Raw genomic sequence first — 13792 nt, 5'->3', positions numbered from 1 at the left:
TATTGCTAATGTGCGAGTACAATTTACTTTGCATTGGAAAGATATTGATATACTCGTGAAGCTTTGCGTTGCTCTGAAAATGACACTAGATCAATCCCATTACATTCCATTCCATCAGATGCGATTAACTTTTTCAGCACAGCTTGAGAGTTGCTCGCGACTAGACCTACTTTATTCCTGACACTGCGCTTGAGCATGTTGACATCATCTTTGACCACAGCTTCACAAAAATTTTTATACCCTAAGTCACCGGCATATTGCACATTAACCTGTGAACCCAACTTTGCGCTGGCATTAAGTGCAAAAAAAGCAATCGATATTGCAGATAGCGCGATTAGTTTCTTCATCAGTATTCTCCAGTTAGTTCATCATTACAGTTATAATCCGGATATATTTATGACGGATCGACCGATAAACTTCTGTAATTTTATTGTATACAACGAGTAAAAGTGATGTAAAAAAAAGTGTTAAATTTATATGACAGCTATAATCACCTGAAAACTATAGCTTTTTTCAAAACATATATATCAAAAATAACGGTAAAAACAGCTAAAGATAATAAACAATCTAAAAAAAGAGTAAATTTCCAAAAAAAATGGGGATGTAATCAGTGTTTGTTACACTTTGTTAACCATTGTCAAGCCATAGAGTTAATTTGAAGTCACATAAAAGCACCAAAGTGACTTGATACAATATCATCGATAATATTACGCCAGTATCAAGTGTAGATTTTTTTAGACCTCAATTTATCCCTTATAACAACCACTCCATCAGCATTTAATCTTTGCATTAAATCCCGATATCGTTTTTTTAATGATATAAGAAAGCAAAACAAGACGTCATGGGATCTAGGTATTATAATCAACAAAAATTCTAAACGAACAATATGTATGACTGACAACTACCAACTGTTACCCGAATGGACACAACAAGAAGCCGTGATGCTTGTATGGCCGGATAAAAATACCGATTGGCAGCCTTGGCTCGACGACGTACAAAACGTTTATCTAACAATTATTGAATCACTCAACCAAGCGAATACTCATGTGGTGTTATTAGCGCGCAATGACGAGATTAAAAATTGTTTGAGTAAATTACAAAAATCCAGCAACGTATTGCTCGTAAGTGCTGATTACAATGATACTTGGATAAGAGACTATGGATTTTTAAGCTGTGCAAATAAGTATGGGTTGCGGCCTATCGAGTTCGTATTTAATGGATGGGGGCAAAAGTTTGATGCCACTAAAGACAACAAAATAAATCAGGATGTACTGAGTCAACTTTGTCAGCAGCCAATCAAATCAATTGATTTAGTAGTTGAAGGTGGCGCCTTGGAAATTGATCAATTTGGCACACTATTATCTACAGAACTTTGTATCACCAATCCTAAACGTAATGGCGATAAACCTAAGACTTCTTACCAGAAGGATTTTGAAAGAACCTTAGGTGCTAAACACAGTATAATTTTACAAAACGGGCATTTGGAGGGTGATGATACAGATGGGCATATTGATACCCTAGTTCGCTTTACTCCAGATAACGGTTTGGTTATCCAGAGCGCATTTAATCGCCCAGACGACAGTCATTTTGAAGGCTTGGCCGCCTTAGTTAAAGAATGTCAGCAAATTCTGCCCACACACCAAGTTTATGAATTGCCACTGCCGCACATTGTGAATGCTCAGGGCGAAAGGCTTCCCGCTTCATATGCCAACTTCTTAATTTCCAACCAACATATTTTATGCCCAGTTTATCAACAAAAAGAAGATACCTTGGCTCTGCAAGTTATGCAAAACGCCTATCCCAAATTTACTATTGTACCTATAAATTGTCTGCCTTTAGTTCAGCAATTTGGTAGTTTGCATTGTATTAGTATGCAAATACCCTGTGGCATACTTAAACCCGAAGTGTTGAATTTGTTTGCCAATGGAGTTTGTGTCTATGAATAACCAAAGTTTAAAAATCGGTGTGGTACAACAGGCCGTTGCCGGCAATAATAAAAATGTAAACTGGGCGAAGAGTGCTGAGCAAGTGAGTACTTTGGCTGCACAAGGCTGTGAGTTGGTGATGTTACAAGAATTACACAGCACCTTATATTTTTGCCAGCAAGAAAATACCGATTTTTTTGACTTGGCAGAGCCCATACCTGGCGCTGCCACGGATTACTTTGCTGCATTAGCAGCCAAATTGAATATAGTACTTATTACCTCATTATTTGAAAAACGTGCATCAGGCTTATATCACAATACCGCCGTAGTATTTGATCGCCAACTAGGTTTAGTTGGCAAATATCGCAAAATGCATATCCCCGATGACCCCGGTTTTTATGAGAAGTTTTACTTTACTCCTGGCGACCTAGGATTTCAGCCGATTCAAACCAGCGTGGGCAAACTCGGTGTATTGGTATGTTGGGATCAATGGTATCCAGAAGCAGCAAGGTTAATGGCCATGGCTGGTGCCGAAATGTTGTTTTACCCCACTGCTATTGGCTGGGATAAAAATGACACACTAGCAGAACAGACCCGTCAACACGATGCTTGGCAAATTATACAACGCTCTCATGCCGTCGCTAATTCGTTGCCCGTTGTGGTAGCAAACCGCACAGGTTTTGAAGCGTCTCCAGTGGCGGGGGAGACTGGGATTCAGTTTTGGGGGCAGAGTTTTGTCGCTGGCCCACAAGGCGAAATACTGGCCCAAGCAAGCAGCGATAAAGAGGAAAACTTAATAGTCGACATAGATCTTAACCGCACAGAACAAATCAAACGTATCTGGCCATATTTTAGAGACCGTAGAATCGATGCCTATGAAGAACTAACCAAAAGATGGCGTGATTAAGAGTTTAAGTAAAACGCCATTCAGCATGGCGTTTTACTGCTGAATAACACCTATCAATACATTGAAAACTCACATCTAGACCTGACATTGATACTGTCCCATGACAGCGGCTAACTGACTCAGCTCACGTTACATGCAATCAGCCTAGTTTTTTTTGAGCATCAAACTTAAGCCTTTGCACTTGGACGACTGCTCACTGCGCTATACCATCGTTTTAAATTAGTTTGTTCATCGGTAATCTTAATATTCACAACTCGGGCAAAATCGACTGCACACATAGCAGTAATATCGGCAATGGTGAATCGGTCAGCGGCAATAAATTCAGACTCAGATAAACGTTTTTCTAATACATTAAGAAAACCTGCCGCGTTTTTGCCCGCTACTTCGCCGTATTCTTTGACGGGTGTCATACGATCTTTAAAATAACCGGTTGTATGTTGGAAACACATACCTACCTGACCAAAAAAGTACAATTCAACCTGTCGATGCCACATGTCTATACTGGCTTTTTCTAGGGCGTTTTCCCCCAATAGATTGATGTCTGGATATAGCTCTTCAAAATACAAGCAAATCGATGCACCTTCACTAATACAGGTGCCATCGTCTAACTCTAAAATAGGTATTTTCCCCACCGGATTTTTTGCGCGCATTTGTGGAGAGATATTTTCACCCTTTTGTAAATCCACTTGCACATATTCCATTGGAATATTTTTCTCAGCTAAAAAGATGCGAACCCGTCTTGGCGAGGGAGCTGTTTTGGTATCGTATATTTTCATAGTTACTCTTCTTTAATATTAAGTTTTGCCAAAGACGAAAACTTATGGTGAATAATCATTTAATTTAGCCAGTAACGTTTACAGTAGTTATTAAAAGTTGGTGTTTTTTTGAAATCTTTTAATCCTTGATCAACATATTCCAACATACTTGCGTGTTTTTTATGCATGAGATGATAAAAAAGAATGGTCAAAACAGTCCGATAGCTACTGGTACTCAATTCCTCTTCATAGGCAGACACGTCAATCGAAGATAAAATAATATAATCATGTTGAAACGCTTTATCTTCTATCCAACAGTCTTTCATAGTCAAGATAACCACGCTGGACTAGAATTTAACTACGCGAGCATAACTTATCTTACACACCAAATAAAAAGAAGCTTCAGTTATTGGTCCTGACACTTGATGCACGAGCATATAAAAGTTTGAAACTGAGAGTTAATGTTTGAAACTCACACAACTGAATCAAACCCGCTTTTGGTCGAGTTTGTGCCAATGGACTAAACCGCTCTCGCGGAAGGGTTTCCACTTTAACGTAGTAAAACTTCCCACCATTTGTGACCCACTTCTATGCTGAGCAAAGGGCATTTCCGCCCTAAAATCACTTAGGAGTATGATGATGACTCAACTTAATGAAGCCGCTAGTCCATTACGTTAACTCATGATAGACGATATGAACATTCATAAACTCAGCCCTAAAACCCAGATTGGTTATATTCGTGCAGTGGCAAAACTTGACAACTTCCTCAAACACTCGCCTGCACGGCCTACACCAGAGGAATTGCGGCAATTTCAGATAGTATTAGCCTAGCAAGGTACGTCGAATATAACCATCAATGCTTCGTTATCAGGCCTGTAATTCCTTTACTGCAAAACCCTTAATTGTCCCGATATTGTGCATAAATTCAGTACGGTGCCTACTCCGCATAAATTACCGTAAATACTGTGCTTGGAGGAAGTGAAACGGTACTGTCCAGATACCGAGATCGGATGAATCGAATGGCGATTAAACTACCTATTCCATTCAACGAAGGCTCGGTCACGAAATACTTTGTAATTACTCGTTTTCATTAAATGGCGACCAAGCCGAAATAGATTATTAACCACGCTATGACAGGAGAGAAAGCGTTGAGCCTGACCTTGGGATGTAAATTTTCTCTTCTGCCTCTTCTGTTGCCGACCAGGTTGATGTGATAATTCACATCGGTTGTTTTCGTACTGCAAAGTGGAGTGCTCTATACTAGGTATCAGCTCTTTCTTTGCTGCTGAATAACTGCGCAATTTATCGGTGACTATCTTGATTGGCACGATGCGCTGGCCTTTGAGAAATTTTCTAAAGAATCGATTCGCCGCTTTTTTGTCATTCCATTTCTGAACCAGAATGTCAATTTCTCAAATTGCTGCCTATAATAAACTTATTATGTTGACTAGGGATAGGTGGCTTATTGAGCCATGGCATAGTAAGAGCATTACTTAGAGGTATTTTGTACGCGCCGTGTGGGGTATAGGCTTCAGCTCCTTTAATTTGAAGTCGACACAGGCTAATATGCCTTTCGTATCCTCAAGTAATACTCTGGAGGGCTAATGTATCCATTAGCATATAGAGTAGTCTATGAGGTATTTAAAGTGAAATACATACAGCTGATGTTGATTATTTTTAGTGCTAATTGTTTTGCACAAAGTACACCGTCTGAAATGGCTGAAATGAGCCTCCAATAGCTTTTTTTTGAAGATATTTATGAGGTCGGTGCGACTTCACCATGGACATTGGCCGCTCAATTCAAAGTCGTGGAATTTAGAGGCTATCTTGATGGTACCCAACCGGTAGGCAATGACGAGGTGCTATGGGATGGGCCGATGGGTGTTGAACCGCGAACGGCTCAAAACTTCCCCGTTGTACCCACTGTCATCACTCAAAAGGCCACTGTTTTTTCACTGGGTTATAAGTTAAGTTCTCAATGGCAGGGGAGTATATCGGTCCCCTATATTAATCAAGAAACTGACCACATCAGCAGTGTTCCCAGCTACAGTAATTTCAAAATTAAAACCAGCGGAATAGGGGATGTTACGGCTGTAGGGCTCTACAGCTGGTACAGTTCCAATGAGGGAGTTTGGGGATTTTCGTTCGGCGTGTCCCTGCCAACCGGGTCTATCGATGAGGAGGGGATACGCCACGCCCGACCGAGGATGATAAGGAGCCGCTTCCATATACCATGCAACTGGGCTCAGGCACCTATGATTTCCCGTTTGCAATAAATTATCAATATGGTGGTGCACATGACATCAGCGTCGGTCTGTCGGCTAGAATACGGACCGGCACGAATGATAGGGACTACCGTCTGGGTAACAATTATGGTCTGAATGGCCGTTATCAATTTGACCTATCTCCAAGACTCCAACCCTTTATCGGGGTGGACTTTGAGTACAGCGAAAAAATTCATGGGCAGGATGATTCTCTAATAATTCTTGGACTGCCTGTTTCTCCTTATCCTGCCTCAATCACAAACCCAAAACTTTTTGGCGGCAAAAAAATTCATCTTAAGCTTGGCCTTTTATGGCGTCTGGCCAAGGACTATCGACTCACAGTAGAAATTGGCGCGCCTCTTTATAAAAAACTCAATGGGCCACAGCCAAAAGAGAATTGGCAAACTACTATTAATATTTCAAGCGTACTGTGATGTTAATTAGCTGTGTTGAACCTATTTAGCCAACCTTTGAAAGCGCTATTCAGACAGCTCTTCGTAGGCATATTCTGCCTTTTATTATGTTTTTCAATCAACGCCGAGGATTCCTTAAGTAAGGAAGATAAATTAAAAATGGCCTATATATGGCACTTCATCGGTTTTATTAATTGGCGAGATTTAGGGTCGGTCAAGCGGCCTTATGAAATACGAGTTTGTATAGACGGACCGAATAATTTTTTGGCATTTTTTCGCCAATTAGTTGGAAGCAGGCAAGCTGGAGACTTGGAACGGTCAGTCGTAGTATTACAACTAAATACCGCAAGAAAATGTGAGTTAATTTACGTTAGGTATGCGAACAAAAAAACAGCATTGAAGCTTATTGATGCCCAGAGTCTGGGTGGCAGTACTGTCATCGTAGCCGATACATCCAGTATTTATTTTCCCGATGCATCCATAATTTTTTACATAGAAAATAAAAAACTACGCTTTGAAGTTAATCTAAAGAAAATCGATTCTTTGAATGTTGATATCAGCTCGGAATTATTAAAGCTGGCAAGGATTAAGTGATGAGTCCTCCGAAAAAAAATAGGAGTGTATTTTTTTATAGACGACTTATCGCTGTGGTTGCAATTAATGTTCTCCCGCTTCTCGTCCTTTCTGGACTGTTATACACATATATTATTAGTGATTACAAAAGTAATTTAATAGCGATGATGAACAACCAGATCATGTTATTGGCAACAACTAGCGAGTCCGCATTATTGTTTGATGATGCTGAAGCTGGGGAAAGGGTGCTATCAACACTCGAGCTGAATGAAACTATCCAGTACACACAAATTTATAATGCCGACAATCAACTATTTGCTCAATATAGACATCCTGAAATAATTAATGACCCGGTTATTGAGCATTTTGATAAGGCTGTAGAGTTCAAAAATAATAATATTTATCTAAACTATAAAATAATGAAGAACGGAGAATATCTCGGTCTTATTGTGATGTCCGCAAGCACAGAGGGTTTAGCTGCTCAAAAAGACCATCTCCTCATGATCTCAGTTTTGACTCTTTTAGGTAGTTTTATATTGGCCTCTTTACTGAACTGGACACTGCAAAAAAGACTGAACACCCCGATCAGAGACTTGATTAGTTTGGTCCACTATGTCACAGAACATAAAAGATACCATAAGCGACTTGATACAGATCAAAACAACGAATTCGGCGACATCATAGCATGGGTTAATACCATGCTAGACACCATGGAACTCCATGAGAACGAGCGCAAAGCCTCCTCTGCCAAAATCATTCAAGCATCAAAATTAGCTACACTCGGTGAAATGGCGACATCAGTCGCGCATGAACTAAACCAACCACTGAACGTCATTCGCATGGCTGCTGATAATTGCCGCCGCAAAGTTTCTACCGGCACCGCTGACACCGAATACCTATACGGTAAACTGTGCCGCATTGAGCAGCAGACTGTTCGAGCAGCTGCAATCATCGATCACATGCGGATGTTCGGGCGCAAGGCAGAGGAAGACCCAGCGCCAGTTGATCCTCGAAAGGTGGTAACGAATTCGCTTAACCTCATGGGAGAGCAATTGAGGTTGGCTGGAATTGAGCTAGTGACCGAGCTTGCCGAGGACTGCCCCTTTGTTTTAGGTCATACTATTCAGTTGGAGCAAGTGCTCTTGAACCTTCTCACTAATGCCAGAGATGCCATTGTTCAAAGAGAGGGCGAGGCGAAGATTACATTGCAGGTGTTTTTCGACGATGAAGGTGTACAGATTTGCACTGAGGATACCGGCGGGGGTATTCCCGAAAAGGTTCTGCCGCGCATCTTCGAGCCGTTCTTCACAACAAAAGAGATGGGCAAGGGTACGGGCTTAGGACTGTCTGTAGGTTATGGGATTATTCGTGATATGAATGGCACCATTGTCGTTGAAAACATCGTTAATGGTGCCCGCTTTAAAATCTTTCTGCCGAGTGTTCGGAGAATAGGTAAAACAAAACGTCATTTTCCCTAAAATCAAAATACAGGGTGCCTCACAATTTCATATTGAGATCTATTTTATATGCTTAAGGGAGTGAAAGTCGGCTTTTTTTCGTCTATTAATCAACTGTTTTGACATAATTCAGGATTTAGAACAAGCGCTTACCGCTGTTGTGCAAACCAGCTCTGAATATTGCTTATGATGATGAACGGCTTTTATTAAAACAGACTTATCTGAGGCGGCGCTCGACTTTGTGGGGGCAATAATTCAACAACTTCGTAATTTTTTGTATTAAGGTGACTGGGTATCTTTTGGATCACTAATGGGCCTTCGATGCTCGCTATAACCTTAACCGCAACACCGCATTGCTCAGAGGTTTCTATTTCTATTCCAAAAACCCGTTTAAGTCTTTGTGCCCAGGTCATCGACTGGTGCTTTTGTGCCCGTGTTTTTCCTGCCCTAGCGGCAATGCTTTTTTTGCCTTATTTCGTAAGGCTGGTGTTATTGTTACGCGGTGCTGACTTTTTGGTGCAAACACACCATGAAAACGCGTCAAATTAACTATGGGTTTGGGTACCAGTATCGCTAGCCATAACCTCATCATGAATATTTGACAGCAATGTTTTAAGTTTTGCAAAAATACATAATAGGCCACCCATAATAAAATCAATTAAAAGTATATATTTCTCACTTGATTTTGAGCTTAAAATATCAAAGGGGTAAAGGCAGCATGAAAACTAGGGCTGTATTGGCTGTATTAAGAAAACTAAGAGTTAAACGCTGATTTCTAGATATGTTTCGTCCTCTTTAATTAAAAAAAGCACAAAATAATAGGATGTTTGAATGTTTGTTGGGTACTCCTAGGATAGCAGTCGTTTGGCCTGCTTCATCCCACCTATTCGTTTTCTGTGGGTATGGGTTTTGAATGCTTGCATCATCTGCGCTGCGCCCGCTGCATAACAAAAGTGTTGTTCGAATTCGGTAGTCAGGGTTATCCATTGCTCTTCTGATAAACCTAATCGGCTCAGAATTGGACTGTGTGCTGAGTCGAGAGCACCTGCTTTATCTGCTCGGATAATGCGGCCTGTGGTGTCAACCAGTTCACAGTAATCTTGTAGCGAAAAAGCAATGCCTTGGGGCATGTCTTGTCTAGGACTGCCGACAAAGGGCAGTAACTTATAAGGCTGGCGTTTGTGCTGTTGTATGGCCTCAGTTCGTTTTTAAATACTGGTGTGCTGTGAGGTTTCAGGGGTTTTTGCCATTTTAGCTCTAATCGGATTTAAGTCGACATACGCCATACAGGATAAGACTGCTGCATCATCTAGCAACGCTTGAGATTTAAAACGGCCTTCCCAGAACCTGCCTGTGCAGCCGTCTTCTTTATTGCCCTGCCTGGCAATAGGCTCGCTTAAACTGGCCATAAACCAACTGATGTCATACAAACGCTGGCAGTATATAGCGATTGTCTCTTTAAGGCTTATCAATTCATTTTCACTTAACAACTCGTTACGCATGAACTTCTGGCTCAATAATGTGCCTCTATGTAACCGATGCCAGCGGCCTACCACTTGTTTATCTGACCACGATACGGCTTCATCTTTATCCACACACAGCACCAGATGCACATGATTTCTCATTACTGCATAGGCGCATATACCAATGGCAAATACTGACGATAACCACAACACTTTGTCTTCTACCCAGGTCCGTCTGTGCTCGTAACTCGTACCTGAGTATTCGTCAGTAGCGCGGCTACCGTACCACATAAAAATGCGCGTCTGACACACCGTGAAACACAATGGTAGTAGGGTGTGTCGATGAGGCTGACCTGAGAAGAACGAGGCTTGGGCATAAGAGACTCCTATCAATTTATGCTATTTCAATTGGTGTTAGTAAAGCTTAGTGCAGAACAAAAAACAGTCAAATTATTATGGGTGGCCTAATTAAGTTCAGCCTAATTAAGTTGCTTATTGTTTAAAAGAAAATAAGCCAAGTCTTAATTTAACTGACGTAGAGCTGAACTCTATGGTTATCGCTTAAGCAGATCTCAGGTTAATTAAGTTATTAAGTTCTGCCTAATTAAGTTCTCTGGTATCAAGAATTCGACTTTTCACACAGACTGTGACAATTGCAGCGCGATGAATCAATTGAATGGTGGCAGAGGTATTGTCGAGGAGCCACTGGGGCAAGGTTGTAGGCTAATATTTTGTGTGGTGATCATGCGCAATATTACAACCTGAGTTGACATTAGTCTTGGTATTGATATTAATAAGAGTATTAATAATAAGCGTACAGAGCGTGATTAGATGCTCTAAACCCGAGCATTTATTTACGCAATTGATAACCGGTTCTAAAAATTTGCCAAACGATGACTAGTGCAATGCTCAAAAAGAATAAAATCATCGCAATACTGGTCGCAACATTAACGTCGGATACGCCATAAAAACTCCAGCGAAAACCACTAATTAAATAGACAACAGGATTAAATAAGGTCACTGTTTGCCAAAAAGGTGGCAGCATACTAATTGAATAAAAGCTCCCTCCCAAAAATACCAGTGGCGTAACTACTAGCGATGGGATCAATTGTAACTTCTCAAAATTATCTGCCCAAATACCAATAATAAAACCTAGAAGGCTAAAGGTCACGCAGGTCATTACCAAGAAAAATAACATAGCGAAGGGGTGGGCTATTTGAAGCGGAACAAAAAGTCCAGCGGTCGCTAAGATAATAAAACCAACAATAAGAGACTTCGACGTTGCCGCGCCTACATACCCCAGTATGATTTCGCGTGCAGATACTGGCGCTGATAATACTTCGTAGATAGTGCCAGAAAACTTGGGAAAGAAAATACCAAAGGATGCGTTTGAGATGCTCTGTGTTAACAGCGACAGCATTAATAGACCTGGCACAATAAATGACCCATAAGGTATGCCATCTATCTCATCGATACGCGAGCCAATTGCTGAGCCAAATACAATGAAATACAACGAGGTAGAAATAATAGGCGAAATAATACTTTGCAACAGCGTTCGCCAAGTGCGCGCCATTTCAGCTTGGTAGATGGCCTTTATCGCATAGTAGTTCATGGCTTATCTACTGCCGTCGCTAAGCTTAATTTTTTTCACTGTCTTTAACAAGCTGTACAAATATTTCTTCTAAGGAGCTCTGCGTTGTATTAATGTCATTAAAATTTATGCCGTTATTATCAAGCTCATCTATTAAAGTCGCGATGCTTGATGGTTCACTTTTGTAACTAGATTCACTCCTAGTGCTGAACGTATAACTCAGTTGGAGCCCGTCTTTAGACAAGTCTAATTGATACTGTTGAAGGTTTGAGGGTATATGTTCGAGACTTTCTTGCAATTGCAGCGTGATACATTTTTTACCGAGCTTTTGTATTAAGGTTGCTTTGTCTTCAACTAAAATAAGTTCACCGTTGTTGATTACTCCAATTCTATCGGCAATCTCCTCTGCCTCTTCTATATAATGTGTTGTTAAAATAATAGTTACACCTGACTCTCTGAGATTGTTAATCACCTTCCACATATCTTTTCTGAGCTCGACGTCAACACCTGCAGTTGGCTCGTCAAGAAATAATATCTCAGGTTCATGAGAGAGAGCTTTAGCGATGAGCACACGCCGTTTCATTCCGCCCGAGAGCGTCATCATCATGTTATCTTTTTTATCCCAAAGCGACAGCTCTTTCAGAATCTTCTCAATAATTATTGGATTTGAGCTTTTTCCAAAAAGGCCACGACTAAAAGTTACCGTATTCCAGACGGTAGAAAATGCATCGGAAGTCAGTTCTTGCGGGACTAAGCCAATTCTACCGCGAGTTTTACGATAATCTTTTTGGGTGTCAAATCCATCGACGCAAACATTCCCTGAAGAGGAGTTGGCGATGCCACAAATAATAGAAATTAGCGTTGTTTTACCTGCGCCATTAGGACCGAGTAAGGCAATGATTTCACCGCGATGGATATCAAGGCTAACGTTTTTTAGAGCTTGAAACCCAGAATCATAGACTTTATTAATATTTTTAATCGATATGATCGGTGACATTGCTTGACTCAAGTTAGTAGGTGACAAGTTTAAAATGCTTATACGAAATAGCTTTCAACTTTTCTTTCAGTATAAGTAAAATAAATCGTGATTTTTCCTAAAATCAAAATACATGATGCCTTATATTTTCCATATTGACATCTATTTCATATTCTTAAGGGAGTGAAAGTTGGTTGTTTTTCGTCTATTACTCAACCGTTTTCACGTAATTCAGAATTCAAAACAAGTGTCTCCCACTATTGTGCAAACCAGTTTTAACATTGCTTTTATTCAAGCGGAATTAGCTTAGGCGCTGCTCGATTTTCGCTAGTAAACAGGGCGATAAATATCCGCTTTCAGTGGATAAGCGGTATATAACCGATTGAAAAGCTAATCGCCCCGCCGTCCCCTGCTTGCTCAAACCCGCCTGTAAGTTTATTAGGCAAGTCTGCAACACAGCAACAGAGATATGTTGCTGTGTTAGCCTTGACATGACTTAAAGCCGCGAATGCTAAATACAAATTTAAGCAAATAATAAGATACAATTTCATTTCATAAGTACTGATGTAGTGAAGTTGTGTCATCAATTTACATAGCTAATTTCATCAAGTCCGTTACTAAACCTAAAGACTGGTATAATCTGCCATTATATTAACTCAATTAGATTAACTAAGAGTATCTATGCCAAATGAAAAAAATGTATTAGACCAACCATTAAAACTTTGTTGTGGTAATACCGGGTTTACTCGTGAAGGTTTTTGTTACGTGCCTTCCAGTGATCATGGAAATCACAGTGTATGTGCAGTGGTGACGGAAGATTTCCTGGCGTTCTCAAAATCCAGAGGTAATGATTTATCTACGCCAATGCCACAATATGAATTTGCAGGATTAAAAGCGGGAGATAAGTGGTGTCTATGTGCTGCCCGTTGGCAAGAAGCATTCAATGTCAACTGCGCACCTAAAGTAGTGCTATCCGCCACCAACAAGGCATGTTTAGCGGTTATCAAATTAGAAGATTTAAAGTCTTGCAGCATTGCCGAGTAAATCAGACCTAGCTGTCCTGAGACTTTTCCCAGTCTTGAACAGCTTGCTGGCTGTTCGATTGGATTTGTTGGTGGTTCTGTCTAACCCACCACTTTTCCATAATGCGCACGTTTTTTTGGTTAGATTTATAAAATAAATCTACCACATCACCCACAAACGGGATTAAGCCCAGCAGAAAATCAATACCGATATTTTTTAGCATCGCGAGCCTTAAAGCTCGCGGCACCTGTATGCTTTTTGCCATAGCAACAATGCTCAAAGATACACCGACCATTATCACATCACCTATCACCGGGATAAGACCAATTAAAAAGTCTAATCCCAGGCGAACACCTATGAAGGGTATGCGCACCTTACTATCGGTCAAATTAGCCAGCTTTTGTGCCCTAAGCAATGCCTTAGGTGCTTGGGGAGTTTGATTCAT

Annotated in this window: 13 protein-coding genes and 3 pseudogenes; 7 read left to right on the top strand and 9 right to left on the bottom strand. The window is 40.6% G+C overall.

Features of this window, described 5'->3' with window-relative positions; genetic code table 11:
• Nucleotides 1-23: 23 nt before the first annotated feature.
• The gene (locus C427_RS02105) at nucleotides 24-347 is read right to left on the bottom strand and encodes a DUF3718 domain-containing protein (RefSeq protein WP_007640375.1); all 324 of its coding nucleotides are present in this window, start codon (nucleotides 345-347) and stop codon (nucleotides 24-26) included.
• Nucleotides 348-890: 543 nt separating this feature from the next.
• Between C427_RS02105 and C427_RS02100 the strand changes: the two genes are divergently transcribed.
• Together C427_RS02100 and C427_RS02095 are read left to right on the top strand one after the other, a co-directional pair.
• Nucleotides 891-1946: an agmatine deiminase family protein gene (locus C427_RS02100; RefSeq protein ID WP_007640371.1), complete on the top strand. Its 1056-nt coding sequence runs from the start codon at nucleotides 891-893 to the stop codon at nucleotides 1944-1946.
• The gene (locus C427_RS02095; RefSeq protein WP_007640369.1) at nucleotides 1939-2832 is read left to right on the top strand and encodes a carbon-nitrogen hydrolase; all 894 of its coding nucleotides are present in this window, start codon (nucleotides 1939-1941) and stop codon (nucleotides 2830-2832) included. Before C427_RS02100 ends, C427_RS02095 begins: the two co-directional genes overlap by 8 nt.
• Nucleotides 2833-2999: 167 nt before the next feature.
• Here the strand turns inward: C427_RS02095 and C427_RS02090 are convergent, their stop codons facing one another.
• Nucleotides 3000-3608, bottom strand: coding sequence for a glutathione S-transferase family protein (locus C427_RS02090; protein ID WP_007640367.1), 609 nt, complete (start codon nucleotides 3606-3608; stop codon nucleotides 3000-3002).
• A 59-nt stretch (nucleotides 3609-3667) separates the two neighbouring features.
• Complete coding sequence (locus C427_RS02085; protein WP_007640365.1) at nucleotides 3668-3913, bottom strand: hypothetical protein; 246 nt, start codon at nucleotides 3911-3913, stop codon at nucleotides 3668-3670.
• A gap of 367 nt (nucleotides 3914-4280) precedes the next feature.
• Between C427_RS02085 and C427_RS26150 the strand changes: the two genes are divergently transcribed.
• A complete protein-coding gene (locus tag C427_RS26150; protein ID WP_015430333.1) occupies nucleotides 4281-4418 on the top strand; it encodes an integrase family protein in 138 nt (45 codons plus the stop codon).
• 200 nt (nucleotides 4419-4618) lie between these two features.
• Here C427_RS26150 and C427_RS24445 read toward each other — a convergent pair.
• Nucleotides 4619-4999 (bottom strand): annotated as a pseudogene (locus C427_RS24445) (DDE-type integrase/transposase/recombinase); the annotation flags it as partial.
• A gap of 821 nt (nucleotides 5000-5820) precedes the next feature.
• Between C427_RS24445 and C427_RS26910 the strand changes: the two are divergent.
• The 3 genes from C427_RS26910 to C427_RS02070 all read left to right on the top strand — a co-directional run bounded on the left by C427_RS26910 (nucleotide 5821) and on the right by C427_RS02070 (nucleotide 8315).
• Nucleotides 5821-6285, top strand: coding sequence for a hypothetical protein (locus C427_RS26910; protein ID WP_236613736.1), 465 nt, complete (start codon nucleotides 5821-5823; stop codon nucleotides 6283-6285).
• A gap of 138 nt (nucleotides 6286-6423) precedes the next feature.
• A complete protein-coding gene (locus C427_RS02075) occupies nucleotides 6424-6858 on the top strand; it encodes a YfiR family protein (RefSeq protein ID WP_007640356.1) in 435 nt (144 codons plus the stop codon).
• Entirely contained in the window at nucleotides 6858-8315 is a 1458-nt protein-coding gene (locus C427_RS02070) for an ATP-binding protein (protein WP_007640354.1), read from the top strand. The genes C427_RS02075 and C427_RS02070 overlap by 1 nt, the downstream gene beginning before the upstream one ends.
• Nucleotides 8316-8500: 185 nt before the next feature.
• Here the strand turns inward: C427_RS02070 and C427_RS26905 are convergent.
• From C427_RS26905 to C427_RS02045, 4 genes and pseudogenes are all read right to left on the bottom strand, one after another.
• Nucleotides 8501-8871: pseudogene (locus tag C427_RS26905) on the bottom strand (IS91 family transposase); the annotation flags it as partial.
• 271 nt (nucleotides 8872-9142) lie between these two features.
• Nucleotides 9143-10134 (bottom strand): annotated as a pseudogene (locus tag C427_RS26900) (transposase).
• A 473-nt stretch (nucleotides 10135-10607) separates the two neighbouring features.
• A complete protein-coding gene (locus C427_RS02050) occupies nucleotides 10608-11369 on the bottom strand; it encodes an ABC transporter permease (RefSeq protein ID WP_007635157.1) in 762 nt (253 codons plus the stop codon).
• A gap of 25 nt (nucleotides 11370-11394) precedes the next feature.
• On the bottom strand, nucleotides 11395-12345 hold the full coding sequence (locus C427_RS02045; protein ID WP_041250480.1) for an ABC transporter ATP-binding protein: 951 nt from the start codon (nucleotides 12343-12345) through the stop codon (nucleotides 11395-11397).
• A gap of 660 nt (nucleotides 12346-13005) precedes the next feature.
• Here C427_RS02045 and C427_RS02040 point away from each other — a divergent pair.
• Nucleotides 13006-13368 (top strand): DUF2237 family protein, encoded by a 363-nt coding sequence (locus C427_RS02040; protein ID WP_007635154.1) that lies wholly within the window; start codon nucleotides 13006-13008, stop codon nucleotides 13366-13368.
• A 7-nt stretch (nucleotides 13369-13375) separates the two neighbouring features.
• On the opposite strand, the gene C427_RS02035 is transcribed toward C427_RS02040, so the two are convergent.
• Entirely contained in the window at nucleotides 13376-13792 is a 417-nt protein-coding gene (locus tag C427_RS02035) for a DUF4112 domain-containing protein (RefSeq protein ID WP_007635152.1), read from the bottom strand.

It is taken from the genome of Paraglaciecola psychrophila 170 (assembly GCF_000347635.1).
GTDB classification, from domain to species: Bacteria; Pseudomonadota; Gammaproteobacteria; order Enterobacterales; family Alteromonadaceae; genus Paraglaciecola; species Paraglaciecola psychrophila.
Note: the sequence above shows the minus strand (reverse complement) of the source record. Positions and strands in the feature narration are given on the sequence as shown.